Origin of the sequence: Herminiimonas sp. Marseille-P9896 (assembly GCF_903993245.1) — a bacterium.
Taxonomy (GTDB): domain Bacteria; phylum Pseudomonadota; class Gammaproteobacteria; order Burkholderiales; family Burkholderiaceae_D; genus Oxalicibacterium; species Oxalicibacterium contaminans.
Window position 1 is genome coordinate 475,929 of the sequence record NZ_CAJEVT010000002.1, and the last position, 22,390, is coordinate 498,318.

A 22,390-nucleotide genomic window follows, 5' to 3' on the forward strand; every position below is an offset into this window, starting at 1 on the left:
GTATGAAAGCTATCGCCACATCAATCCCAGATGTTTTATTGATAGAGCCGACAGTTTTCGGTGACGAAAGAGGTTTTTTCTTTGAGAGTTTCAACGAAAAAAAATTTGCTGAGGTCACAGGTAAAACAGTCAGGTTTGTACAAGACAATCACTCCAAATCGGCGCACGGTGTACTGCGCGGTTTGCATTACCAGATACAGCAATCGCAAGGCAAACTGGTGCGCGTAGTATCAGGAACAGTCTTCGACGTAGCCGTAGACATCCGCAAAAGCTCTCCCACATTCGGGCAGTGGACAGGCGCAGTTCTCTCCGCAGAAAATAAACGTCAAATGTGGATCCCCGAGGGATTCGCGCACGGCTTCGTCGTCACCAGCGATATTGCAGAATTCCTTTACAAGACAACTGACTATTGGGCGCCCGAACACGAGCGCTGCATCGCCTGGAATGATCCCATCATAGCGATCGATTGGCCTATAAACGGCACACCCACGCTGTCAGAGAAGGATCAAAATGGAGTTGCGCTGGCAGAGGCCGAGGTGTTCGCTTGAAGATCCTGCTGACAGGGCGCAGCGGGCAGGTCGGTTACGAGCTGCAGCGCACCTTGCAAGGCTTGGGGCAGGTGATAGCACTTGATCGTTCGCATATGGATTTGTCCGACCTGAATCAGGTACGTACTGTCATCCGTGAAGTAAAGCCGCAGCTGATTGTGAATCCGGCGGCTTACACCGCGGTCGATCTGGCTGAGAGCGAACCTGAGCTGGCGATGCGTATCAATGCGCAAGCGCCCGAAGTGATGGCACAGGAAGCACGTAAGCTGGGCGCTGCGATGATTCACTATTCGACAGATTACGTGTTCGATGGCGAGCAAGCCGGCAGCTATACCGAAGGCGATATGCCTAATCCGCAGAGTGTTTACGGCCGTAGCAAGCTGGCAGGTGAGCAGGCGATACAGGCAGCGGGGATTACACATCTGATTTTGCGTACGAGTTGGGTGTATGGCGCGAGAGGCAAGAATTTCTTGCTGACCGTGCGTCGACTGGCGCAGGAGCGGGATGAGTTGCGCATAGTCGCTGATCAGTTTGGCGCGCCGACCTGGTGCCGGACGATAGCTGAGGCGACAGCGCATGCATTGATACAGATGCAGAGGTATTCAGGTACGCAGCCAGATGCCGAACTGGACCATGAAGTCTGGCAAAGTCGTGGCGGTTTGTACCACTTGACCGCGCAAGGGCGGACTAGTTGGCATGGTTTGACGCAAGCTATTCTGGAACATCCATCGGTTGCGAAGAAGTCGCGGCTGACAGCGATAGGTACGCAGGATTATCCGTTGCCAGCCAGGCGTCCGGCTAATTCATCCTTATCGTGTGAACGCTTTATGCAGACATTCTGCGGCTTGCCTGGCTGGGATGAAGCTTTGAAGCTTTGTCAGGACGGGATGTAAAACATCCATCTGGGACAATAAAAAACTGCCGGAAGATCGCGTACATTTGCGATGTTCCGGCAGTTTTTTTATGACCTTCAGTTTATTTGTAGCCTACGCGATCAAGTATCTTTTGGGCTGCGATTTGGTTTTTACCGATCGCGGCGATGGAGATGTTTTCCATCTTGTAAGCGCCCAGTGACTCCAGTGCTTCGTTCTTCACACGGACACTTTTAACCGCTGGCCATTCGTTATTGCCATCCGCGAAGTAGGTTTGTGCTTCGTCGCTGGCCAGGTACTCGAGGAATTTAACCGCTGCTTCGCGGTGCGGCGCATTCTTCGCTACGCCACCGCCTGCAATGTTGAAGTGGGTGCCGCTGGTTTTAGCGTTAGGCCAGATGAAGCCGACGTTTTTCATGGCAGCGACGTCTTCCGGTTTGGTCGAGCGCAGCATGCGTGCGTAGTAGTAGGAATTGGCAATCGCGACGCCGCACTCACCCGAAGCCACGCCTTTGATCTGATCGGTGTCGCCACCGCGTGGTGGGCGGGCAAAGTTCGCAACCATGCCTTTGGCCCATTGCTCGGTCGCTTTTTCACCATTGCGTTCTATCATCGAGCCGATCAGCGACAGGTTGTACGGATGGGAGCCGGAGCGGGTGCAGACCTTGCCTTTGTTTTTCGGATCAGCCAGTGATTCATAGGTCGCGACGTCGGCCGGATTGACAGCAGCTTTGTTGTAGACGATTACCCGAGCACGGGTCGAGAAACCAAACCACTCAGGACCCTGGCCATCATCCTTGCCGTGCAAATTGGCCGGGATGCGTTTGCTCAGGACCGCCGATTTGACCGGTTGGAAGAATCCTTCTATCTCTGCGCGCCAGATACGTGCTGCATCAACCATGACGATGACGTCAGCTGGGCTGTTCTTGCCTTCGTTTTTCAGACGCTCAAACAGCGCATTGTCATCAGCTTCGATACGATTGATTTTGATGCCGGTCTGTTTGGTGAAATTGGAGTACAGCAATTCATCCGTCTGATAATGGCGTGCCGAGTACAGGTTCAATACTTTATCCTGCGCTTGCGCGATCGAAACAGTGCCCATCAGGGAAATTGCGGCGAGTAGGGTACTTGCTAGTCTCATATGCATCCTTGTTTGTCGGTAGTTGGGATTTTCGCTGCAGGAAGTATAGTAGGATTTCGTTAAGAATGAAAATGATTCTCAATTGAAGTGAGCTTTTTCCTTGCTTACGTTACGTAACAACCATGCCGACGGAAAAAGGGTAATCTTCGTTCTTTGAAAAAAATTGGTCCGCGATGTTGAAAAGTTATTCCAGCAAAATTCTCCTGGCTGGCCTGCTGGTACTGCAGGCGGCATGTAGCTTCCTTCCTGGCAAATCCGAACCAGTGATACCGGTAGTGGTCACGCCTAAATCCGCTGCACCAGTCAAGATTGCACTGGTACTTGGCGGCGGCGCAGCGCGTGGGTTTGCCCATATCGGCGTTATCAAGGCGTTAGAGTCGCAAGGCATCGTGCCGGACATGGTGGTTGGCACCAGCGCGGGCAGTGTAGTCGGCGCGCTCTATGCCGCCGGTAACAATGGTTTCGCTTTGCAGCAGATGGCTCTGGCGATGGACGAGGCGGCGATTTCTGATTGGTCAGTCCCGTTTTTTGCCAAATCCAGTGGTGTCTTGAAAGGCGATGCGCTGCAAAACTATGTGAACAAGGCAGTCAAGAATGTACCGATAGAGAAGATGAAAATCCCGTTTGCCGCAGTGGCGACGGATTTGAATAGCGGTCAGCCCGTTTTATTTCAACGTGGCAATACAGGACTGGCGGTACGCGCCTCTTCAGCGGTGCCGGGCTTGTTCCAGCCTGTGAAGATAGGTGAGCGCATGTATGTGGATGGCGGCCTGGTGGCACCGGTACCGGTGCATTTTGCGAAGGAGATGGGCGCTGACTTCATTATCGCGGTGAATATCTCGGTGCAACCGGAAGTACAACTGGCGTCGAGTTCGCTGGATGTCTTGCTGCAGACCTTCGCTATCATGGGGCAAAGCCTGAATCGCTTTGAGCTGAAAGATGCCGACATCGTGGTCCGTCCCAACCTGGGCGATATGAAGGGGAATGACTTCAATGGCCGTAACCGCGCGGTACTGGCGGGTGAGCAGGCAGCAATGGCGCTGATGCCGGAGCTGAAGAAAAAGCTCGCCAGCAGACGCGAGCAATAATCCAGTCCATAAAAAAACGCACCCTCAGGTGCGTTTTTTATTTGATCGGTGGGAAGTCCTGTTCCGGTTCACTGATGCGTCTGCCGCCATTAAAGCGTTTCTTCCAGTACGCGATGTCCATGCTTTCTATACGGACCTGGCCACCGGCAGATGGGGAGTGGATGAATTTGCGGTCACCCAGGTAAATGCCGACGTGGGAAAAACCCTTGCGCAGCGTATTGTAAAAAACCAGGTCACCCGGCTGTAAATCGTCTTTGTCGACATGTTTGCCGACATGGCTGATTTCCACTGAGGTGCGGGGCAGGATCATGCCCCAGGTTTCTTTGAAAATATGACGTACCAGACCGCTACAGTCGAGACCGCTTTCTGGGGTATTGCCGCCGTATTTGTAATGGATGCCCAGCATGCCCATGGCCTGCATGGCCAGTTCTGATGCGTGGTTGGAGATGCTTTGCAACTTGCTGACTTGCGCATTTTGCTCTGGTGGCGGCGCTTCGGCGCTCCACGCAGAACCCGCCAACAGGCTGAACGCTAATACGGCTGAGCGTGCCAGTTGAGCTGTGCGTAAGGTGGGTTGCAAAAATGTCATCGGATGCGATTTCCTTCAATGGAACTGACGAAATGTATGTCAATCTGGAAGTGCTGTCAAAATTTATTCGCTGGCGTTATGCTGTTACTAACATCAAAAAGGTTAGATTTACATGTTGACAGATACACCCGCCGCCCTTTCCCTAAAACCTCGAATTCTGATTGCCGATGACTCACGCATAGTCCGTGCCACCCTGATCAAGCACATAGAAGGCATGTTTGAATTCCGCGAGGCGCTGGATGGTGAGCAGGCATGGGAGGCATTGCTGATCGATCCCAGCATCCGGGTAGTCATCTCTGATCTGACCATGCCCAAGCTGGATGGCTACGGTTTGCTCAAACGCATACGCGCATCCAAAATCGGCCGTATCCGCAATATGCCGGTGGTGGTGGTCTCTGGCAGCGATGAGCAAGCCGAGCGTGATCGCGCCAAAGCGGCAGGCGCGACGGATCTCATTACCAAGGGCATAGGCACCGCGCAATTGCTGTCGCGCCTGGATATCCTCTCCAAACTGGTCAGTACCCAGAACGAATTCGAGCGTGGACTGGAAGCGCTGGTTCACAGCAGCGATGTCGGCGATCATGTTGAATTACCTTCACCGCAGGAATGGGCGCAGCGGGCCGAAGAAATGCGCAGCAACGCGGCGCGCCAGAACCGGAATTTCGTCATCCTGAATGCATGCATAGGGCTGAAGCATCCTGAGCTGGATGGTTATCCAGCTTCGCCACCTTTTAGTGTGATCAATGCGATAGGTCAGCTTTTGCATCGTACGGTGCGACTAAGCGATTGTGTGGCGCGCACCGGCGAGAACGAATTCACAATTGCGACTGGCAGCATACATTTTGATTCGGCACGCAATTTCGCCGAGCGTGTCTGCCGCGCGATTGCCAATGCCAACCTGATCGGTGACGGGCAAATGGATTTGATTGCCAGCTGTGGCGTGGTATCGATAGCCGAGTGCGCTTCCGCTGCGGCTGAAGACATGCTGAATGACATGCGTCAATTGGCCGGTGAGCGTGCTTTGCTGGGTTTGCAAAAAGGCGTGACAGGTGTCATCGGCAACGAAGAAGAGCGCTTGTTGCAGCAAGGCGAGAGTTTATTGACGCAATCCCTGCTTGAGCAGCAGGAAAAAGCGGCGGATCTGGCTATCGATCTGGCGACTTTGCTACGCTGGATCAAGGAGGGCAAGGAAGAGCAGGCATTGCTCCACATCAATAAATTGTCCGTCGAGCTGCAGCCTTTGCTGAATTTGCTTTTATCGCGACAAAAGGCTGGCACGCCCTGACGGGCAAGATGTTGCAAGGAAATAAAATCGGTGCAGATCAGGCAACGCGTCGTAAATGCTCGCCACGTCGCTCGGTCAGCGTGGCCCGTATGCTTTTTGCGTGATACTGCATCAGCATGATTTTCAGGTGCTCGGGCAATTGCGGGTCATTCGCTATGGCGTGTAGTAGCTGCGATTGTACAAACATGGTTTGTCGCTTGATGACTTCGCAATCCACGTGATGGACGCCGTGGTTCATGCGAGCGACCAACTCAAGTACATTGCGCTTGAACTGATACAGGGTGGAATGGGCGAGGCTGGCTTCTGCTGAAACTTTGGCTTTCTTCTTCGAAGTTTCTTTAGCGGGAGTCGGGGTGGCAGTTTTTTTTGAAAAACGATTGAAGAACATAGCTCCTCCCTAAACTCAATGGACTCAGACCTAACATTGCCCAAACGGCTTAGTTTGCCGACAGTAAATGTTTCAGTCTTGAATCATAGTACGCCGGATCTGCCAAAATGATAGTTAAACAATGTAAACAAAATCAATGTTGTCGCAGTTCAGCACTACTGTGATGTCGTACAATTCATTCTTCTTTGACAGGAGGCACCATGCAAACCAAACAAGTACTGACGCTGGAAGACGTTAAAAAAATCGCTGCGGCGGCAGAAACCGAAGCAAACCTGCACAAATGGTGCGTTACGATCGCTATCGTCGATGATGGTGGTCATTTGCTGTGGTTGCAGCGTCTGGACGGTGCCGCACCAATTTCGTCGCACATTGCACCAGCCAAGGCCAAAACAGCCGCGCTCGGTCGCCGTGAATCGAAAGTCTACGAAGACATCATCAACAATGGTCGTTTCTCGTTTATCACAGCACCTACGCTGGAAGGCATGCTGGAAGGCGGCGTACCTATCGTCATCAATGGTCAGTGCCTGGGCGCGGTTGGCGTATCCGGCGTGAAATCGACGGAGGACGTACAAATCGCCAAGGCTGGCATCATCGCCATCGGCGGTTGAGCCGGGTAGTTTGGATTTAACACTCTGACATTCAAATAAAACACCTTCGGCACACCGGAAACTACCGGATTCGGTTGCCAGTCGAGGGTGCTTTGCGCTATAATTCGGCGGTTTAGCTAATTTTATTCCGCCGTAGCGCATACCCATTTCCCATCGTCTAAATACGACCTGTACGACGCCTTGTTCGAGTGTATCTCCAGCAAGCAGCGCGCAAAGTTGCGCGCGGGTTTCGACGGTCATTCTGGCGCAGCGCAGCGGCGGTAACACACATCAGGAGTTACCCCTTGCCGCCATTCTTTTCTGGCCCTACAGTTCCGGCCATCCTAGCGCTAGCGGACGGGTCGATTTTCAAAGGTTTTTCGATAGGTGCACCGGGTCATACGATCGGTGAAGTTGTATTCAACACCTCGATGACCGGTTATCAGGAAATCCTCACCGATCCAAGCTATAGCAATCAAATTGTTACATTGACCTATCCTCATATCGGTAATACCGGCGTCAATGCCGAGGATGTGGAGTCGACCCGAATTCATGCGGCTGGCCTGATCATCAAGGATTTGCCGATCCTGACTTCCAATTTCCGCTCTTCCCAGACACTGTCCGACTACCTCAAGTCGGAAAACGTGGTCGGCATCGCCGGTATCGATACCCGCAAGCTGACCCGTATCCTGCGCGAAAAAGGTGCGCAAAGCGGTGCCATCCTGGCAGGTGAGGATGCGACTGCAGAGAAAGCACTGGAATTGGCCAAGTCCTTCGGCGGCCTGGCTGGTCTCGATCTGGCGAAAGTCGTCTCGACCAAGCAATCCTACCCATGGACTGAAACTGAATGGAAACTGGGCAAGGGTTACGGTCAGCAGACCGCTCCCCAGTACCATGTCGTCGCTTTCGACTATGGCGTCAAATTCAACATCCTGCGCATGCTCGCAGAGCGCGGTTGCAAAGTAACGGTATTGCCTGCCCAGGCATCCGCTGCCGAAGCGTTGGCGCTGAATCCGGACGGCATCTTCCTGTCGAACGGTCCTGGCGATCCGGAGCCATGCGATTACGCGATTGCGGCTTCCAAAGAATTGATCGATCGTGGCATCCCGACTTTCGGTATCTGCCTGGGTCACCAAATCATGGCGCTGGCTTCCGGCGCTAAAACTCTCAAGATGAAATTCGGCCATCACGGCGCCAACCATCCGGTGCAGGATCTGGATAGCAAAAAAGTGCTGATCACATCGCAAAACCATGGTTTCGCAGTAGATGCAGCAACCTTGCCAGCTAATTGCCGCGTTACGCACGTCTCGCTGTTCGACGGCTCGCTGCAAGGTTTTGAACGTACTGACAAGCCAGCATTCTGCTTCCAGGGTCACCCGGAAGCATCGCCTGGCCCGCATGACATCGCCCCCTTGTTTGATCGCTTCGTGGCGATGATGGAGAAGAATAAAAATGCCTAAACGCAGCGACATTAAAAGCATCCTGATTATCGGCGCCGGCCCTATCGTTATCGGTCAGGCCTGCGAATTCGATTATTCCGGTGCACAAGCCTGTAAAGCACTGCGCGAAGAAGGTTATCGCGTCATTCTGGTCAACAGCAATCCTGCGACCATCATGACCGACCCGGAAATGGCTGATGTGACTTACATCGAGCCGATTACCTGGCAAGCAGTTGAACGCATCATCGATAAAGAACGTCCGGATGCGATCCTGCCGACGATGGGTGGCCAGACTGCGCTGAATTGCGCGCTGGACTTGCACCATAACGGCGTATTGACCAAGTACAAGTGCGAACTGATCGGCGCTTCGCCGGAAGCCATCGACAAGGCGGAAGACCGCTCGAAGTTTAAAGATGCAATGACCAAGATCGGTCTCGGCTCGGCGCGTTCGGGTGTGTCACACACACTGGAAGAGTCGTGGGCGGTACAGAAGGAACTCGGCTTCCCGGTCATCATTCGTCCATCGTTCACGATGGGTGGTAGTGGTGGCGGTATTGCTTACAACGCCGAAGAATTCGAAGCCATTTGCAAACGCGGTCTGGAAGCATCGCCGACCAGCGAATTGCTGATCGAAGAATCGCTGATCGGCTGGAAAGAATTTGAGATGGAAGTCGTGCGCGACAAGGCCGACAACTGCATCATCGTCTGCTCCATCGAAAACCTGGATCCTATGGGCGTGCACACCGGTGACTCGATCACGGTCGCACCAGCGCAAACGCTGACCGACAAGGAATACCAGATCATGCGTAATGCATCGATCGCGGTGCTGCGCGAAATCGGTGTGGATACCGGTGGTTCCAACGTACAGTTCTCGATCAATCCGGCTGATGGCCGCATGATCGTCATCGAGATGAATCCACGCGTATCGCGTTCGTCGGCACTGGCATCGAAAGCAACAGGTTTCCCGATTGCGAAAATCGCGGCCAAGCTGGCAGTCGGCTTCACGCTGGATGAATTGCGTAACGAAATTACCGGCGGCGCGACCCCGGCTTCGTTCGAACCATCGATCGATTACGTCGTCACCAAGATTCCACGTTTTGCATTCGAAAAATTCCCGCAAGCGGACAGCCACCTGACCACGCAAATGAAATCGGTTGGTGAAGTCATGGCGATCGGCCGTACCTTCCAGGAATCCTTCCAGAAAGCCTTGCGCGGCCTGGAAGTCGGCGTCGATGGCATGAATGAAAAAACCACCGACCGCGAAACCATCGAAGAAGAACTGGGCGAGCCAGGTCCGGAACGTATCTGGTACGTCGGCGATGCATTTGCCCAAGGTTTCACGCAGGACGAAGTGCATGCATTGACGCACATCGATCCGTGGTTCCTCGCACAAATCAAGGAAATCGTTGATATCGAACTGTGGCTGGAAACCCAGACCCTCAGCGCTATCGATAAAGACACGCTGTTCAAGCTGAAACAAAAAGGTTTCGCGGATCGCCGCCTGGCCAAATTGCTGAAAACGACCGACAAGGAAGTACGCGAGCAACGTCGTGCGCTGAATATTCGTCCTGTCTACAAACGCGTTGATACCTGCGCCGGTGAATTTGCTACCAACACCGCATACATGTATTCGACCTATGAAGAAGAGTGCGAATCGCAGCCAACCAACAAGAAAAAAATCATGGTGCTCGGCGGTGGTCCTAACCGTATCGGCCAGGGTATTGAATTCGATTACTGCTGCGTACACGCTGCACTCGCGATGCGCGAAGACGGCTACGAAACCATCATGGTCAACTGTAATCCGGAAACTGTTTCGACCGATTACGACACCTCGGATCGACTGTACTTCGAACCGCTGACCCTGGAAGACGTGCTGGAAATCGTCGACAAGGAAAAACCATACGGTGTGATCGTGCAGTACGGTGGTCAGACACCTTTGAAACTGGCGCTCGACCTGGAAGCCAACGGCGTGCCTATCGTCGGCACCTCGCCAGACATGATTGACGCCGCAGAAGATCGCGAACGTTTCCAAAAAATGCTGCACGACCTGAAACTGCGTCAGCCGCCTAACCGTACTGCGCGTACCGAAGAAGATGCATTGCGCCTGGCGCAGGAAATCGGTTATCCGCTGGTTGTGCGTCCGTCGTATGTATTGGGTGGCCGTGCAATGGAAATCGTGCATGAGCAACGCGACCTCGAACGCTATATGCGTGAAGCGGTCAAGGTATCGCATGATTCGCCAGTATTGCTCGATCGCTTCCTGAATGATGCGATTGAAGTCGACGTCGATTGCTTGTCCGATGGTCAGCGTACTTTCATCGGCGGCGTGATGGAGCATATCGAACAGGCAGGCGTGCACTCCGGTGACTCGGCTTGCTCGTTGCCGCCATATTCGCTGTCGCAAGCAACCATTGATGAATTGAAACGCCAGACTTCGCTGATGGCCAAAGGCTTGAACGTAGTGGGTCTGATGAACGTGCAGTTTGCGATCCAGCAGCAGGAAATCGACGGCAAGCAACAAGACGTCGTCTTCGTGCTGGAAGTGAATCCACGTGCTTCGCGTACCGTACCGTATGTTTCGAAAGCAACCGGTTTGCAACTGGCCAAGATTGCGGCACGCTGCATGGTTGGTCAGTCGCTGGACAGCCAGGGCATCATCAACGAAGTGGTACCGGAATACTTCAGCGTCAAAGAAGCCGTGTTCCCATTCGTCAAGTTCCCAGGCGTGGATACCATCCTTGGCCCTGAAATGAAATCGACCGGTGAAGTGATGGGCGTAGGCAAAACCTTTGGTGAAGCCTTTGTCAAATCGCAACTCGGTGCCAGCATCAAGCTGCCACGTTCGGGCAAAGTGTTCCTCAGCGTCAAGGCGAGCGACAAGCCACGAGCAGTGCAGGTTGCCAAGGATCTGGTTGAAATCGGTTTCTCGGTGGTGGCAACCAAAGGTACGGCTGCAGCTATCAGCGCGGCCGGTATCGAAGTGCAGTCAGTCAACAAAGTGGCAGAAGGACGTCCACATATTGTCGATATGATCAAAAACAATGAGATTGCACTTGTTATCAACACTGTGGAAGAGAAGCGTAGTGCCATCGTGGATTCCCGTACCATCCGTACATCCGCTCTGGCAGCACGCGTCACAACTTACACAACGATAGCTGGCGCAGAAGCAGCGGTGGAAGGCATGGCCCATCTGGACGAGTTGCACGTCTATGATTTACAAGGCCTGCATAAAACCTTACACTAAGCCCACAGCGTTAAAAATCTAACCACAGAGGTCACAGGCGGTGCCGGATTCCGGTGCCTTTTGCGACCTCTGTGGTTTTCCACTTTTGAAGATAGAAGCTATGAGCACACCAATTACCCCCTATGGCGCAAACCTCTTGAAAGAAGAGCTGCACCGTTTGAAAACAAAAGAACGCCCATGGGTCATTAATGCTATTGCTGAAGCACGTGCACAAGGTGACCTGTCGGAAAACGCCGACTACGATGCGGCGAAAGAGAAACAAAGCTTTATCGAAGGTCGTATCGCTGATCTCGAAGGCAAACTGGGTACTTCGCAAATCATCGACCCGACCACTCTGGAAGCAGAAGGCCGCGTGGTGTTTGCCTCGACCGTGGATCTGGAAGATCTGGAAAACGGCGAAAAAGTCACGTACCAGATCGTTGGTATCGATGAAGCTGATCTGAAGGAAAAGAAAGTATCGATTACGTCGCCTATCGCGCGTGCGATGATAGGTAAATACGCAGGCGATATTGTCGCGGTGGAAGCACCGGCTGGTCTGCGTGAATACGAAATCCTGCAAGTACGCTACATCTGATGTTCCTCACACGCGTACGATTGCTGATAGCAACCTTCTGGGTGGGAACCCTGTGGGCGGTGGGCTTTGTGGTCGCACCAACCCTGTTTTCCACACTGAGTGATCGTGCGCTGGCAGGCACCATAGCCGGTAGCCTGTTCAATATCGTCGCGTGGTTGTCGCTGTTTTGTGCAGCGGCACTGCTGGCGTTGTTGTTCCAGGCTGGTCGCGGTGCGCAAGCTCAGCCTGCGAAGATCAATTACTATCTGATCGCAGGCATGGTTGCATGTACGCTGATCGGTTACTTTGCATTGCAACCGCAAATGGCAGAGTTACGTCTGGTCTTGCATAGCGTAGCGGACAGCAATATTGCTGCACTGGCCGACGCGCGTAAGCAATTCGGCATCCTGCATGCTGTTTCAACCGGGTTTTATATAGTGCAGAGCCTGTTAGGCGCTGCACTGATACTCAAGCTGCGCTGAGTAGGGGATTATCGTCCGAGTGACGATTTCTTCGGGCTGGTTTGACGCGGTTTGGCGCGTTTGATCGAGCCACCCTGGGTGACACGCTCATTTCCCTTGACCATTACTTTAGTCACGGTCGGACGTTTGGTGCCGCTAGGACTTGGTTTGACGATGGTGACTTCACGCATGCCACGGCCGCGGGTTTCGCTCGGTGCTTTTACCGCTTCTTTTTTCGGGCGATAAACAACCAGCAATTTACCGATGTGCTGTACAGGCGCAGCATCGAGTTTTTCGCAGATGGTGTCGTAGATAGTGACACGTGCTTCGCGGTCATCGCCGAATACGCGTACTTTGATCAAACCATGGGAATTGAGGCTGGCGTCGATTTCCTTGAGTACGCCTGGCGTCAAGCCGGCTTCCCCGATAATGACGACAGGGCTGAGAGCATGCGCTTCAGCGCGTAAGGAACTGCGCTCGGCCGGTGTAAGTTTCAACATAAATTGTGATGGTGTTCGGGGGCAGGATTGCTTCGGCACGCAGCGCGAACCTGACAAACTTTGTCCCACAGTATTTAAAACTAGTATTCTACGCGAATGGCAAAGAAGAAATTAAACAAAAACTGGCTGCATGACCATATTAACGACCCGTATGTGAAGCTGGCGCAGAAAGAAGGCTATCGCGCCCGTGCGGTCTACAAGCTCAAAGAGATAGATGAAACCGAGAAGTTGATCAAGCCGGGGCAGGTGATTGTTGATCTGGGGGCAACACCGGGCAGCTGGTCGCAATACGTGCGCAATAAGCTATCGGGCAGCGTCGGCGGTGGTATTAACGGCACGATTATCGGTTTGGACATGTTGCCGATGGAGCCGATAGCCGACGTGCATTTTATACAAGGTGACTTCCGCGAACAGGAAGTGCTGGACCAGCTGGAGCAGGTACTGCAGGGCCGCAAGGCTGATCTTGTGATATCGGATATGGCACCCAATTTGTCAGGTATCGCCGTGGCTGATGCTGCGCGCATGATCGATCTGATCGATTTGGCAATTGATTTTGCGCAACATCACATGAAACCTTCAGGCTCCTTGCTCGTAAAGTGCTTTAATGGTTCCGGATATAGCTATATAGTGGAAAAATTCAGGGACGAATTCAAAACGGTCGTACAAAAGAAGCCCAAAGCCAGCCGCGACAAATCGTCTGAGATATTTTTACTTGGGAAAACCTTAAAAAATCCGCTTTAATGCGTAATTAACTCTGAATTGACCCTTGTTAATGCCGTTTTTAGCCTGATATTCGATACTGCAAGCCTTGAGTATTACGAGTAGAATCGAAATTACATTTTTAGTAAAAAAGACGCGTTCTGTGTCCAAGGAGTTTTAGTGAACAATATGTTTTCCAAGGCCGCCATATGGGTGGTCATCGGGATGGTGCTTTTCACCGTGTTCAAACAGTTCGACGGCCGCAGTGCGTCGGGCTCAGCCACGGCGATCGCCTACTCGGATTTCCTGGACGAAGTAAGAAGTAAGCGCATCAAGGAAGCGACGATCGAAGATCGCAGCATCGTTGCGACTACGACCGACGGCAAAAAAATTAAATCCGCGATTACCTATCTGGATCGCGGCCTGGTTGGCGATCTGGTCAATAACGGCGTGAAATTCGACGTTAAACAACCGGAAGAGCAATCTTTCCTTTCCCAAGTATTCATATCCTGGTTCCCGATGCTGTTGCTGATCGGCGTCTGGATTTTCTTCATGCGTCAAATGCAGGGCGGCGGCAAGGGCGGGGCATTCTCGTTCGGCAAGTCGAAGGCACGCATGCTGGATGACACTAACAACCCGGTCACTTTCGCTGACGTCGCAGGTTGCGATGAAGCGAAAGAAGAAGTCGGCGAGCTGGTCGACTTCCTGCGCGATCCTACCCGCTTCCAGAAACTGGGCGGTCGTATCCCGCGCGGCGTCTTGATGGTTGGTCCTCCAGGCACCGGTAAAACCTTGCTGGCGCGTGCGATTGCAGGCGAAGCAAAAGTACCGTTCTTCACGATTTCCGGTTCGGACTTTGTTGAAATGTTCGTCGGTGTCGGTGCATCCCGTGTACGCGACATGTTCGACAACGCGAAGAAACACGCACCTTGCATCATCTTCATCGATGAGATCGACGCAGTTGGTCGTCATCGTGGTGCCGGTATGGGTGGCGGTAACGATGAGCGCGAACAGACACTGAACCAAATGCTGGTTGAGATGGACGGCTTTGAGCCTAACGCAGGCGTGATCGTGATCGCAGCAACCAACCGCGCTGACGTACTCGATAAAGCTTTGCTGCGCCCAGGTCGTTTCGATCGTCAAGTGATCGTTGGCTTGCCTGACATCCGTGGTCGTGAGCAAATCTTGCTGGTCCACATGCGTAAAGTACCTATTGGTACCGATGTACAGGCAGATATCCTGGCACGTGGTACGCCTGGTTTCTCCGGTGCTGATCTGGCCAACCTGGTCAACGAAGCAGCCTTGTTTGCCGCACGCCGTAACAAGCGCCTGGTTGAGATGCAGGACTTCGAGGATGCCAAAGACAAGATCGTGATGGGCCCTGAGCGTAAGTCGGCTGTCATGCGTGAAGAAGAGCGTCGCAATACTGCTTACCATGAGTCCGGTCACGCAGTGGTTGCCAAACTCTTGCCTAAGGCTGATCCGGTACATAAAGTCACCATCATGCCGCGTGGTTTCGCGCTGGGTCTGACCTGGCAGTTACCTGAGCATGATCGCGTCAATATGTATAAGGACAAGATGCTGGAAGAGATCTCTATCCTGTTCGGTGGCCGTATTGCGGAAGAAGTGTTTATGCATCAAATGTCGACCGGTGCTTCGAACGACTTTGAGCGTGCGACCAAGCTGGCGCGTGCGATGGTGACGCGCTACGGTATGTCGGAAAGCCTGGGTACCATGGTCTACGAAGACACCGAGCAAGATGCCTACTTCGGACGCTCGTCTGCGAAGACAGTGTCGGAAGCGACACAGCAAAAGGTCGATACTGAAATCCGCACGATCCTGGACACCCAGTATGCGTTGTCGCGCAAACTGATCGAGGAGAATCGCGATAAGGTTGAATTGATGGCGAAAACCCTGCTGGATTGGGAAACCATCGATTCGGATCAAATCAACGACATCATGGAAGGACGTGAGCCACGTCCACCGAAAGCGGGCGTTCCTGTCAAACGCAGCCCACCGGATAATCCTACTGATGTCGCGCCGAATGCAACTGCACCGGCCTGATAGATCACTTCAGATCTGACGAACATGTTTTAATACAGGGGTGGGGAGCAATCCTCACCCCTTTCTATTTGTACCCAGACAAAACAATGCAAACTCACCTGCAATGCGGTCGTTACCGCCTTTCTGTCGACGCCGCAGCGCGCCCCCTGGTCATGGGTATCCTCAATATCACACCTGATTCATTCTCTGATGGCGGCAAGTACCATATGCTGGATACGGCCTTGTCGCACGCAGAAGAAATGATAGCTGCAGGCGTAGACATCATCGATATTGGCGGCGAATCCAGCCGTCCCGGCTCACTCGCGGTTTCCCTGAAAGATGAACTGGATCGTGTCATGCCATTGGTGTATGCGTTGCGCGATTGTGGCAAGCCCTTGTCGATAGACACCTATAAACCGGAAGTCATGCGCGAAACCATCGCGGCGGGAGCCGACATGATCAATGACATCAACGGTTTCCGTGCGCCCGGTGCCTTGCAGGTAGTAGCCGATGCGGATTGCGCCTTATGCGTCATGCATATGCAAAACGATCCGCAAAGTATGCAGCTGCAACCAGAATATGATGACGTCGTCGCTGAAGTCGGGGAATTTTTACGTGAGCGTATCGGTCAGATGGAACAAGCCGGTATTGCCCGCGAGCGCATATGCATAGATCCGGGCCTGGGTTTTGGAAAAACGCTTGCGCACAATATCGCATTGTTGAAAAATACCAGGCAAATGCAGGCATTCCTGCAAGCGCCGATGCTAATTGGTTTATCGCGTAAAACAATGATAGGTGCACTGACGGACCGACCAATCGAGCAACGCCTGGCCGGCAGCTTAGCCGGAGCGTTAGCAGCTGTTGCGCACGGCGCACGTATCGTACGTGTACATGATGTGGCAGAAACAGTAGATGCGTTGCGGGTTTGGCATGCAGTATCCTGATTAAACACAAAACTTAAAAAGAACAACAATGAAACGACAATATTTCGGCACCGATGGCGTACGCGGCAAAGTAGGTACTTCCCCAATCACCCCTGATTTCGTCATGCGCCTTGGCTATGCGGCCGGTACCGTGCTGACCAAGTCACGTACCAAGACCAGCCGCCCGGTAGTACTCATCGGCAAAGACACGCGTATCTCCGGTTACATGCTGGAAGCCGCACTGGAAGCAGGTTTTTCCGCTGCTGGCGTCGATGTGATGCTGGCCGGCCCTATGCCGACACCGGCGATTGCTTACCTGACTCGCGCCTTGCGTTTGTCCGCTGGTGTAGTGATTTCTGCTTCTCATAATCCATACGAAGATAACGGCATCAAATTCTTCTCTGCATCGGGTAACAAATTACCGGATGCGATAGAGCTGGAAATTGAAGCGGCACTGAACGAGCCTATGTCTTGTGTCGCCTCTGAAAAACTGGGGCGTGCGAAGCGTTTGGAAGATGCACGCGGACGTTACATCGAATTCTGCAAAAGCACTTTCCCCCATGAGCTGGATTTGCGTGGCACCAAGCTGGTCGTCGATTGCGCGCACGGGGCGGCTTACCATATTGCACCTGATGTGTTTCACGAGCTGGGCGCTGAAGTCATTGCGATAGGTAACCAGCCTAATGGTTTTAATATCAATGAAGGCTATGGTGCAACTGCGCCGGAAGCACTGGTCGAAGCAGTGCGTGCGAATCAGGCGCATCTTGGTATCGCCTTGGATGGTGATGCTGATCGTTTGCTGGTGGTGGATGCAGCAGGTCGCATTTATAACGGCGACGAGCTCTTATACATCATGGTCAAGGATCGCATGCGGGTGCGTCCGATTGAAGGTGCAGTCGGTACCTTGATGACAAATATGGCGCTCGAAGTTGCGTTCAAGGAAATGGGTATAGGATTTGCACGTGCAAACGTTGGTGATCGCTATGTACTGGAAACTTTGCGTGAACGTGGTTGGCAGGTTGGGGGTGAAGGTTCGGGACATATGTTGTGCCTGGATAAACATACTACCGGTGATGGCATTATTTCTGCGTTGCAAATTCTGTCGGCATTGAAGCGTAGCGGGCTGAGCCTGGCGCAGTTGACGCAAGACATTGAGATGTTCCCGCAAACCTTGATTAATGTGAAAGTCGCTCCCGGTTTTGACTGGAAGAAAAACAAGGAATTATTGGCAGAAAAAGAAGTAGTCGAAGCCGAGTTGGGCGACAAGGGCAGGGTGCTGATACGTGCCTCCGGCACCGAGCCTTTAATCCGTGTAATGGTGGAGGCCAAAGAAGCGGATGTCGCTGATAAAATGGCACGAAGGATCGCCGCTAAGCTGACTGAATAAATTTATAAAATTATTGAAGTAAAAGCATTTTAGATATTGACCGATTCCAGAACATTCAATATAATCTCTTTCTTTCGGAGTGTAGCGCAGCCCGGTAGCGCACCTGGTTTGGGACCAGGGGGTCCAAGGTTCGAATCCTTGTACTCCGACCAGAATTTAAGTTGTAAATCAAGGACTTAGAAGATTGCTCTTCTAAGTCCTTTTTCTTTGTGCGCGACTTTTGCGCGACTTCTATACCGTATATGCACTCCTCAGCAAATGCGCGTTTCATTTAGTGAAAATTTATTGAGAGAGTCAGTAACATGCGGATAGAGTTCGATTTTCTGCCGAAGGTTTTTTATTCTCTTTGATATTTTTTCTGCTATCTCAATTGAGTTTGAACGCATATCAGGATTCAATATATGCGAGCTTAAATTGGATCTGGAATATTGTAGTTATGGCGTAGCTGTTCAACTACCGGCCAAACAGTGCTCATGCATTCTGGGACATCAGGAGCGTTAACGTACTGAATATTCCAATTGCATCCATTACCATCCGGTTCATGCCATTGAATATTGGTAAAGGTCGCCCCTAAACATCCCGGACATCGGCGGGCGGTGATGTCAATTAAGTTCATTAGTTGTTCAATTGGGCGAATAAGTTTCGGATGAGTCATCTTGCATGCTAAATGTTCCTTTAGGTCATTGTTAGCTTCGTCCTCAGTATCAAATTCTACCGGCGACGAATTGAAGCCGGTGAGCACGCCGCCATCTTGGCTAACTGCAAACCAGTGCCAACGCCCTTCGGCGTTCTCTTCAACCCTAAAAGCTACGTGCATACTGCCTCCATAGGTATCAAAAATCCATCCTACCACGCACCTGTAATGTTTCCGAGTTGATGAGTTTTGTCGTGCTACGATCCCATAAAAAATAGGGGGACGAAATGAAAATTGATTGGAAAGATAAGACCAACTGGGTAGGGGCAGTCTTCGTAATTTTTTTCTTTCTTTTTCTTCTTAATAGAATTGGCAATTACTTTGACCTAGATAAATCTACTTGGGCTGGCTGGGTACAAGCAATAGGTTCGATTGTGGCCATTTTTGCGGCAATTTACATTTCTCAATACCAGCATCAAAGCGATAGGAAGAGAGATGTGATTGCGGAGAAAAATCAATTACTACGTTTGATGCAGTCATTGAAGGATGAGCTTGATGTTGTAAAAACCAGTTTTGCGCTAAGTGCTGGGGATAACATAAAGTCCACGCCTGATGGCGAGGGTGTGCCTTTTTACATGGAACTCTCTGATAGACCATTCATGGTGTATAGCTCTTATGTCACTCAGATCGGAATTATTCCTGATAGTGAATTGAGAAGAGACATTATTGCGACTTATACTCGGTTTAACATCTTTATTCTTACTTTGAAAATAAATAATGGAATGTTTAACAGAGTAGATGGCTGGTTGCGGGATGGCGCTTTGATGGAGAAATCTGAGAACCCTATCGTTCAAAAAGATTTTAGAGATTGGAAAGCGCACGGTAATGCGGTTCGCCAGGGTTATTCAGCTTGTGTGGACGCATGCGACGGATTGATCGAATATTTAAAAAAATCAATAACCGACTTACAGAACGAATTGAAAATTGATAAAGGCTAGAAGTTGCGCGACTTTTGCGCGACTTCTTAAATGCTCTCCTAGGCACGTCTCTGCAGGACTCGCGCAACGGGCGTTTGCAAGTCTTTGTTTTTAAAAGATTCTAGATAATTCTGGCTGGTTTGGGACCAGGGGGTCCAAGGTTCGAATCCTTGTACTCCGACCAGAATTTAAAGGACTAGCCTAATCGCTAGTCCTTTTTTTCGTCTATTATCTTTCTACTGTTCAGTGGAATGTCTGCAGCAATTCTTCCCGCATCTGGTTCTGCGTTTCAACGCTAGTTCTTACGTTTTTTGCACAATATTCCGATCAGGGGATCTTATGGTTCTCTTGTTGTTCCAACGTGCATGAACGTATTTCATCAGCCTAACCGTAAAGGATGCATCTCATGCTTAATCTGATCGCCAGCTGTCATCGTCGCAGCACATCTTCATTGCATATTCCTCTGTCGGCACATACCGCACCAGTACCGGAGCCGATAGAAGATCCGTTGCCGGGTGAACATCCTGTGCCGCAGGAAGATCCGGTACCTTCTCCGAATCCCGAGATTGATGACCCTAAGCCCACACGCAAGGCAAGCGCTAATAGCTGTCACTAATCACACGCTGTATTCAACCCCAGGGAGTGCATATGGAAAAGCAGCAGAACTGGAGTACCGAGTTGTACCAAGGATTAGAAGTGCATGTCACCGCGTTGCGCAAAGAAGATCCGCCCCAGCTATGGGATTACACGGTGCGCATATGCGAGCCCGGGCTGGATGCTTCGGCTGAAAGTGAACTGGCGGCAGAGTCAGGTGATGATGAGGATTACGAAACGGCAGATGAAGCGTTGGCTGCAGGCTTCTCGCGTGGTTACGTATTGGTCGACCGCATCCGCAAAGACGGTTAAGCGTAGTTGCTGGAACTTGCTGGTGCCAGAGCCTTACCGGGAGCCGTCATTGAAAGAGTGGCGTAAAAAAGGCATAATGCAGCACCTTTAGATGAGCGCAGGTTCAGGCTCCTTCTTTCAGCATCGCGGTTCAATCCCGCCACATTCTGCCCATAGCTCAGTTGGATAGAGCATCAGCCTTCTAAGCTGAGGGTCGCAGGTTCGATTCCTGCTGGGCAGGCCACTACCTACATTTCCCTCTGTAAATTTGCATAGCGTCCATGCCGGTAACTGCACGGGTAAGATTATGCTGAATGCATGGTATTAAGTGCGGTAGCTAACTGAAGCGTAATGCAATTGGTGATAGGATATTTACCATCCTTGACTACCGGGAGCGCATCATGAATCGCATCGATCAAGCCATCAATGATTTGGCGCGCGCTTTTTGCCAGCTTAAACAGCATGACGAGGCGCTTTATGCCAAGGCTTTGCAATCTCTCGTCGCACTGGCGCTTTCCGAAGAAAAAATCGAGAGAGTCTCCAGCATAGAACGCGATATGCAATACGTCGGCCAAATCCTGTCCAACACCCGGCGAGTACGAGCCACGGGCGGTGATGCCGTACTGGAGTTTCCATGCCGCAGGAAAGGTGACCGCCGCGTTTCCTCGCGCTGAAGGCCTTGTGCTATAGCCATACGCATAGTTAATCAAATTCCAGCCCTGTGCTTGCAAGAGCACAGGGTTTTTTACGTCCGCAAGTCCTGCTTTGACAGCTGTTACCTGAGGCACAGTTTTCTGTTTGCTTGCACACGTTAACCGAGTGTGTACGTCACATGATTTATTAATCCGATCACGTATCTTTCTCATATCAACTTGTATATATTTGGTATATGGAGAGCTTGGATGACGGGCCTGCCTGGACGTTCAGCTATGACTTGCCATATCTCGATATAACCCCAGTGGATTGAGGAGACAATATGACTAAAATGAGTAGACGTGGAATGCTGCAGGCAGCTGGTTTGATGACGGTCGGTGCGGTAACAGGTTGTGCTGCTCCACGCAGTTCAGGCGGCAAGGATGGCAATGCAATATTCTCAGTCGCACAGCCAACTATCCCCATTGTTGGTAGCAATGATCAATTTCCGGTGCGTCGTATTTACTGCATAGGGCGTAATTACGCAGCACATGCGCGTGAGATGGGTTCAGATCCTACACGTGAACCGCCATTCTTTTTTCAGAAGCCTAGCGATGCGATTCAGTACGTTGCACCAGGCAAGGTTGTCGATCATCCGTATCCGACACTGACCAAGAATTACCACTATGAAATCGAGCTGGTCGCCGCGATTAATAAGGGCGGGAAAAACATTTCAGTCGAAAATGCAGTACAACACGTCTTTGGTTATGCAGTCGGGCTGGATATGACGCGTCGTGATTTGCAGGCTGCAATGAAGAAGGAAGAGAAGCCATGGGAAATCGGCAAGAGCTTCGATATGTCTGCACCTATAGGGCCTTTGCATCCGGTCGCCAGCATAGGCAATTTCACCGAAGGCAAGATCTGGCTGAAGGTGAATGGACAAGTGAAGCAGAGCGCAGATCTGAAGCAAATGATTTGGTCAGTTGCCGAGCAAATCAGTAATTTGTCGAAAGCGTTTGAGCTGATGCCGGGAGATATTATTTATTCGGGTACACCGGAAAATGTCGGCCCGGTGGTGCGCGGCGACATCATGGAAGGTCATATTGATCGACTGCCTAACATCACGCTGAAAGTCGTGTAAGCGAGGTGCCGGGCCTGTGCGCCCGGCACTTTTTAAAGTTCGCAGGCGGAATAGTTAGATGCGGCTGTAGGTGTCCGACGTACCCTTGATTTTGAAGGTGCCGTCTTTTTGCGGTTCCGCGATATTGTCTGTGTCTTTGATGCGATAACCAACGAAGTCGCGTGGCAGTTTGGTACTGCCGAAATCCAGGTAGGTCCTGCCTTTTCCTACGTTTTGCATAGTAAGAACTTTGCCGGATGTGTTTTTAACTTTGAACTCTTCAATGCTTTTCATGCAGCCTCCTGGTGGGTGGGTTGAGCAGCGGTGTGTTGATGGACTTTCATACTGACAAGCCGACCGGAAAAGTGTTAACCGATGTTATACCATGTGTCAC

24 protein-coding genes and 2 tRNA genes are annotated in these 22,390 nt (G+C 51.7%); 20 read left to right on the forward strand and 6 right to left on the reverse strand.

Features of this window, described 5'->3' with window-relative positions; genetic code table 11:
* Positions 1–2: 2 nt before the first annotated feature.
* Positions 3–548: a dTDP-4-dehydrorhamnose 3,5-epimerase gene (gene rfbC / locus H7U06_RS07720; RefSeq protein ID WP_175625580.1), complete on the forward strand. Its 546-nt coding sequence runs from the start codon at positions 3–5 to the stop codon at positions 546–548.
* Positions 545–1,441 carry a dTDP-4-dehydrorhamnose reductase gene (gene rfbD, locus H7U06_RS07725; RefSeq protein ID WP_175625581.1) on the forward strand — a complete coding sequence of 299 codons (897 nt, stop codon included), beginning with the start codon at positions 545–547 and terminating at the stop codon, positions 1,439–1,441. The genes rfbC and rfbD overlap by 4 nt, the downstream gene beginning before the upstream one ends.
* Positions 1,442–1,523: 82 nt before the next feature.
* Here the strand turns inward: rfbD and H7U06_RS07730 are convergent, their stop codons facing one another.
* On the reverse strand, positions 1,524–2,561 hold the full coding sequence (locus tag H7U06_RS07730; protein ID WP_175625582.1) for an extracellular solute-binding protein: 1,038 nt from the start codon (positions 2,559–2,561) through the stop codon (positions 1,524–1,526).
* 173 nt (positions 2,562–2,734) lie between these two features.
* Here H7U06_RS07730 and H7U06_RS07735 point away from each other — a divergent pair, with 173 nt between their 5' ends.
* Entirely contained in the window at positions 2,735–3,649 is a 915-nt protein-coding gene (locus H7U06_RS07735) for a patatin-like phospholipase family protein (RefSeq protein ID WP_175625583.1), read from the forward strand.
* 37 nt (positions 3,650–3,686) lie between these two features.
* Here the strand turns inward: H7U06_RS07735 and H7U06_RS07740 are convergent, their stop codons facing one another.
* Complete coding sequence (locus H7U06_RS07740; RefSeq protein WP_175625584.1) at positions 3,687–4,238, reverse strand: C40 family peptidase; 552 nt, start codon at positions 4,236–4,238, stop codon at positions 3,687–3,689.
* Positions 4,239–4,350: 112 nt separating this feature from the next.
* Between H7U06_RS07740 and H7U06_RS07745 the strand changes: the two genes are divergently transcribed.
* Positions 4,351–5,523, forward strand: a complete 1,173-nt coding sequence (locus H7U06_RS07745; RefSeq protein ID WP_175625585.1) for a response regulator — start codon at positions 4,351–4,353, stop codon at positions 5,521–5,523.
* Between the two features lie 37 nt (positions 5,524–5,560).
* On the opposite strand, the gene H7U06_RS07750 is transcribed toward H7U06_RS07745, so the two are convergent.
* Positions 5,561–5,911, reverse strand: a complete 351-nt coding sequence (locus H7U06_RS07750) for a hypothetical protein (protein WP_175625586.1) — start codon at positions 5,909–5,911, stop codon at positions 5,561–5,563.
* 200 nt (positions 5,912–6,111) lie between these two features.
* On the opposite strand from H7U06_RS07750, the gene H7U06_RS07755 reads away from it, so the two are divergent.
* The 5 genes from H7U06_RS07755 to H7U06_RS07775 all read left to right on the forward strand — a co-directional run bounded on the left by H7U06_RS07755 (position 6,112) and on the right by H7U06_RS07775 (position 12,216).
* Complete coding sequence (locus tag H7U06_RS07755; RefSeq protein ID WP_012080097.1) at positions 6,112–6,519, forward strand: heme-binding protein; 408 nt, start codon at positions 6,112–6,114, stop codon at positions 6,517–6,519.
* Between the two features lie 284 nt (positions 6,520–6,803).
* The gene (carA, locus tag H7U06_RS07760; protein WP_175625587.1) at positions 6,804–7,958 is read left to right on the forward strand and encodes a glutamine-hydrolyzing carbamoyl-phosphate synthase small subunit; all 1,155 of its coding nucleotides are present in this window, start codon (positions 6,804–6,806) and stop codon (positions 7,956–7,958) included.
* A complete protein-coding gene (carB, locus tag H7U06_RS07765; protein WP_175625588.1) occupies positions 7,951–11,181 on the forward strand; it encodes a carbamoyl-phosphate synthase large subunit in 3,231 nt (1,076 codons plus the stop codon). The genes carA and carB overlap by 8 nt, the downstream gene beginning before the upstream one ends.
* Before the next feature lie 100 nt (positions 11,182–11,281).
* Complete coding sequence (greA, locus tag H7U06_RS07770; protein ID WP_175625589.1) at positions 11,282–11,755, forward strand: transcription elongation factor GreA; 474 nt, start codon at positions 11,282–11,284, stop codon at positions 11,753–11,755.
* A complete protein-coding gene (locus H7U06_RS07775; protein WP_175625590.1) occupies positions 11,755–12,216 on the forward strand; it encodes a DUF4149 domain-containing protein in 462 nt (153 codons plus the stop codon). Before greA ends, H7U06_RS07775 begins: the two co-directional genes overlap by 1 nt.
* A gap of 8 nt (positions 12,217–12,224) precedes the next feature.
* On the opposite strand, the gene yhbY is transcribed toward H7U06_RS07775, so the two are convergent.
* A complete protein-coding gene (gene yhbY, locus H7U06_RS07780; protein WP_124573783.1) occupies positions 12,225–12,695 on the reverse strand; it encodes a ribosome assembly RNA-binding protein YhbY in 471 nt (156 codons plus the stop codon).
* A gap of 96 nt (positions 12,696–12,791) precedes the next feature.
* On the opposite strand from yhbY, the gene H7U06_RS07785 reads away from it, so the two are divergent.
* The 5 genes from H7U06_RS07785 to H7U06_RS07805 all read left to right on the forward strand — a co-directional run bounded on the left by H7U06_RS07785 (position 12,792) and on the right by H7U06_RS07805 (position 17,899).
* Complete coding sequence (locus tag H7U06_RS07785; RefSeq protein WP_175625591.1) at positions 12,792–13,436, forward strand: RlmE family RNA methyltransferase; 645 nt, start codon at positions 12,792–12,794, stop codon at positions 13,434–13,436.
* Positions 13,437–13,574: 138 nt separating this feature from the next.
* Positions 13,575–15,458, forward strand: a complete 1,884-nt coding sequence (ftsH, locus tag H7U06_RS07790) for an ATP-dependent zinc metalloprotease FtsH (protein ID WP_124573785.1) — start codon at positions 13,575–13,577, stop codon at positions 15,456–15,458.
* 86 nt (positions 15,459–15,544) lie between these two features.
* A complete protein-coding gene (folP, locus tag H7U06_RS07795; RefSeq protein WP_175625592.1) occupies positions 15,545–16,381 on the forward strand; it encodes a dihydropteroate synthase in 837 nt (278 codons plus the stop codon).
* A gap of 28 nt (positions 16,382–16,409) precedes the next feature.
* On the forward strand, positions 16,410–17,747 hold the full coding sequence (glmM, locus tag H7U06_RS07800; protein ID WP_175625593.1) for a phosphoglucosamine mutase: 1,338 nt from the start codon (positions 16,410–16,412) through the stop codon (positions 17,745–17,747).
* A gap of 75 nt (positions 17,748–17,822) precedes the next feature.
* Positions 17,823–17,899 (forward strand) — tRNA-Pro (locus H7U06_RS07805).
* A gap of 257 nt (positions 17,900–18,156) precedes the next feature.
* On the opposite strand, the gene H7U06_RS07810 is transcribed toward H7U06_RS07805, so the two are convergent.
* Positions 18,157–18,564, reverse strand: coding sequence for a hypothetical protein (locus tag H7U06_RS07810; RefSeq protein ID WP_175625594.1), 408 nt, complete (start codon positions 18,562–18,564; stop codon positions 18,157–18,159).
* A gap of 104 nt (positions 18,565–18,668) precedes the next feature.
* On the opposite strand from H7U06_RS07810, the gene H7U06_RS07815 reads away from it, so the two are divergent.
* The 6 genes from H7U06_RS07815 to H7U06_RS07840 all read left to right on the forward strand — a co-directional run bounded on the left by H7U06_RS07815 (position 18,669) and on the right by H7U06_RS07840 (position 22,017).
* On the forward strand, positions 18,669–19,379 hold the full coding sequence (locus H7U06_RS07815; protein WP_175625595.1) for a hypothetical protein: 711 nt from the start codon (positions 18,669–18,671) through the stop codon (positions 19,377–19,379).
* 385 nt (positions 19,380–19,764) lie between these two features.
* Positions 19,765–19,974: a hypothetical protein gene (locus H7U06_RS07820; RefSeq protein WP_175625596.1), complete on the forward strand. Its 210-nt coding sequence runs from the start codon at positions 19,765–19,767 to the stop codon at positions 19,972–19,974.
* A gap of 32 nt (positions 19,975–20,006) precedes the next feature.
* Positions 20,007–20,264, forward strand: a complete 258-nt coding sequence (locus H7U06_RS07825; protein ID WP_175625597.1) for a hypothetical protein — start codon at positions 20,007–20,009, stop codon at positions 20,262–20,264.
* A 146-nt stretch (positions 20,265–20,410) separates the two neighbouring features.
* Positions 20,411–20,487, forward strand: a tRNA-Arg gene (locus tag H7U06_RS07830).
* 157 nt (positions 20,488–20,644) lie between these two features.
* The gene (locus H7U06_RS07835; RefSeq protein ID WP_175625598.1) at positions 20,645–20,917 is read left to right on the forward strand and encodes a hypothetical protein; all 273 of its coding nucleotides are present in this window, start codon (positions 20,645–20,647) and stop codon (positions 20,915–20,917) included.
* Between the two features lie 302 nt (positions 20,918–21,219).
* Entirely contained in the window at positions 21,220–22,017 is a 798-nt protein-coding gene (locus H7U06_RS07840; protein WP_175625599.1) for a fumarylacetoacetate hydrolase family protein, read from the forward strand.
* A 54-nt stretch (positions 22,018–22,071) separates the two neighbouring features.
* Here the strand turns inward: H7U06_RS07840 and H7U06_RS07845 are convergent, their stop codons facing one another.
* Entirely contained in the window at positions 22,072–22,290 is a 219-nt protein-coding gene (locus H7U06_RS07845) for a hypothetical protein (protein ID WP_175625600.1), read from the reverse strand.
* Positions 22,291–22,390: the final 100 nt, after the last annotated feature.

What these genes read in the sequence shown, in the direction of transcription:
- glmM (WP_175625593.1), top strand. Translation starts at nt 16,410, where the DNA reads ATGAAACGACAATATTTCGGCACCGATGGCGTACGCGGCAAAGTAGGT.
- H7U06_RS07755 (WP_012080097.1), top strand. Translation starts at nt 6,112, where the DNA reads ATGCAAACCAAACAAGTACTGACGCTGGAAGACGTTAAAAAAATCGCT.
- H7U06_RS07835 (WP_175625598.1), top strand. Translation starts at nt 20,645, where the DNA reads ATGAATCGCATCGATCAAGCCATCAATGATTTGGCGCGCGCTTTTTGC.
- H7U06_RS07735 (WP_175625583.1), top strand. Translation starts at nt 2,735, where the DNA reads ATGTTGAAAAGTTATTCCAGCAAAATTCTCCTGGCTGGCCTGCTGGTA.
- H7U06_RS07750 (WP_175625586.1), bottom strand. Translation starts at nt 5,911, where the DNA reads ATGTTCTTCAATCGTTTTTCAAAAAAAACTGCCACCCCGACTCCCGCT.
- H7U06_RS07810 (WP_175625594.1), bottom strand. Translation starts at nt 18,564, where the DNA reads ATGCACGTAGCTTTTAGGGTTGAAGAGAACGCCGAAGGGCGTTGGCAC.
- H7U06_RS07730 (WP_175625582.1), bottom strand. Translation starts at nt 2,561, where the DNA reads ATGAGACTAGCAAGTACCCTACTCGCCGCAATTTCCCTGATGGGCACT.
- H7U06_RS07825 (WP_175625597.1), top strand. Translation starts at nt 20,007, where the DNA reads ATGGAAAAGCAGCAGAACTGGAGTACCGAGTTGTACCAAGGATTAGAA.
- H7U06_RS07815 (WP_175625595.1), top strand. Translation starts at nt 18,669, where the DNA reads ATGAAAATTGATTGGAAAGATAAGACCAACTGGGTAGGGGCAGTCTTC.
- folP (WP_175625592.1), top strand. Translation starts at nt 15,545, where the DNA reads ATGCAAACTCACCTGCAATGCGGTCGTTACCGCCTTTCTGTCGACGCC.
- greA (WP_175625589.1), top strand. Translation starts at nt 11,282, where the DNA reads ATGAGCACACCAATTACCCCCTATGGCGCAAACCTCTTGAAAGAAGAG.
- carB (WP_175625588.1), top strand. Translation starts at nt 7,951, where the DNA reads ATGCCTAAACGCAGCGACATTAAAAGCATCCTGATTATCGGCGCCGGC.
- H7U06_RS07775 (WP_175625590.1), top strand. Translation starts at nt 11,755, where the DNA reads ATGTTCCTCACACGCGTACGATTGCTGATAGCAACCTTCTGGGTGGGA.
- H7U06_RS07785 (WP_175625591.1), top strand. Translation starts at nt 12,792, where the DNA reads ATGGCAAAGAAGAAATTAAACAAAAACTGGCTGCATGACCATATTAAC.
- H7U06_RS07820 (WP_175625596.1), top strand. Translation starts at nt 19,765, where the DNA reads ATGCTTAATCTGATCGCCAGCTGTCATCGTCGCAGCACATCTTCATTG.
- H7U06_RS07845 (WP_175625600.1), bottom strand. Translation starts at nt 22,290, where the DNA reads ATGAAAAGCATTGAAGAGTTCAAAGTTAAAAACACATCCGGCAAAGTT.
- H7U06_RS07740 (WP_175625584.1), bottom strand. Translation starts at nt 4,238, where the DNA reads ATGACATTTTTGCAACCCACCTTACGCACAGCTCAACTGGCACGCTCA.
- H7U06_RS07745 (WP_175625585.1), top strand. Translation starts at nt 4,351, where the DNA reads ATGTTGACAGATACACCCGCCGCCCTTTCCCTAAAACCTCGAATTCTG.
- rfbC (WP_175625580.1), top strand. Translation starts at nt 3, where the DNA reads ATGAAAGCTATCGCCACATCAATCCCAGATGTTTTATTGATAGAGCCG.
- H7U06_RS07840 (WP_175625599.1), top strand. Translation starts at nt 21,220, where the DNA reads ATGACTAAAATGAGTAGACGTGGAATGCTGCAGGCAGCTGGTTTGATG.
- yhbY (WP_124573783.1), bottom strand. Translation starts at nt 12,695, where the DNA reads ATGTTGAAACTTACACCGGCCGAGCGCAGTTCCTTACGCGCTGAAGCG.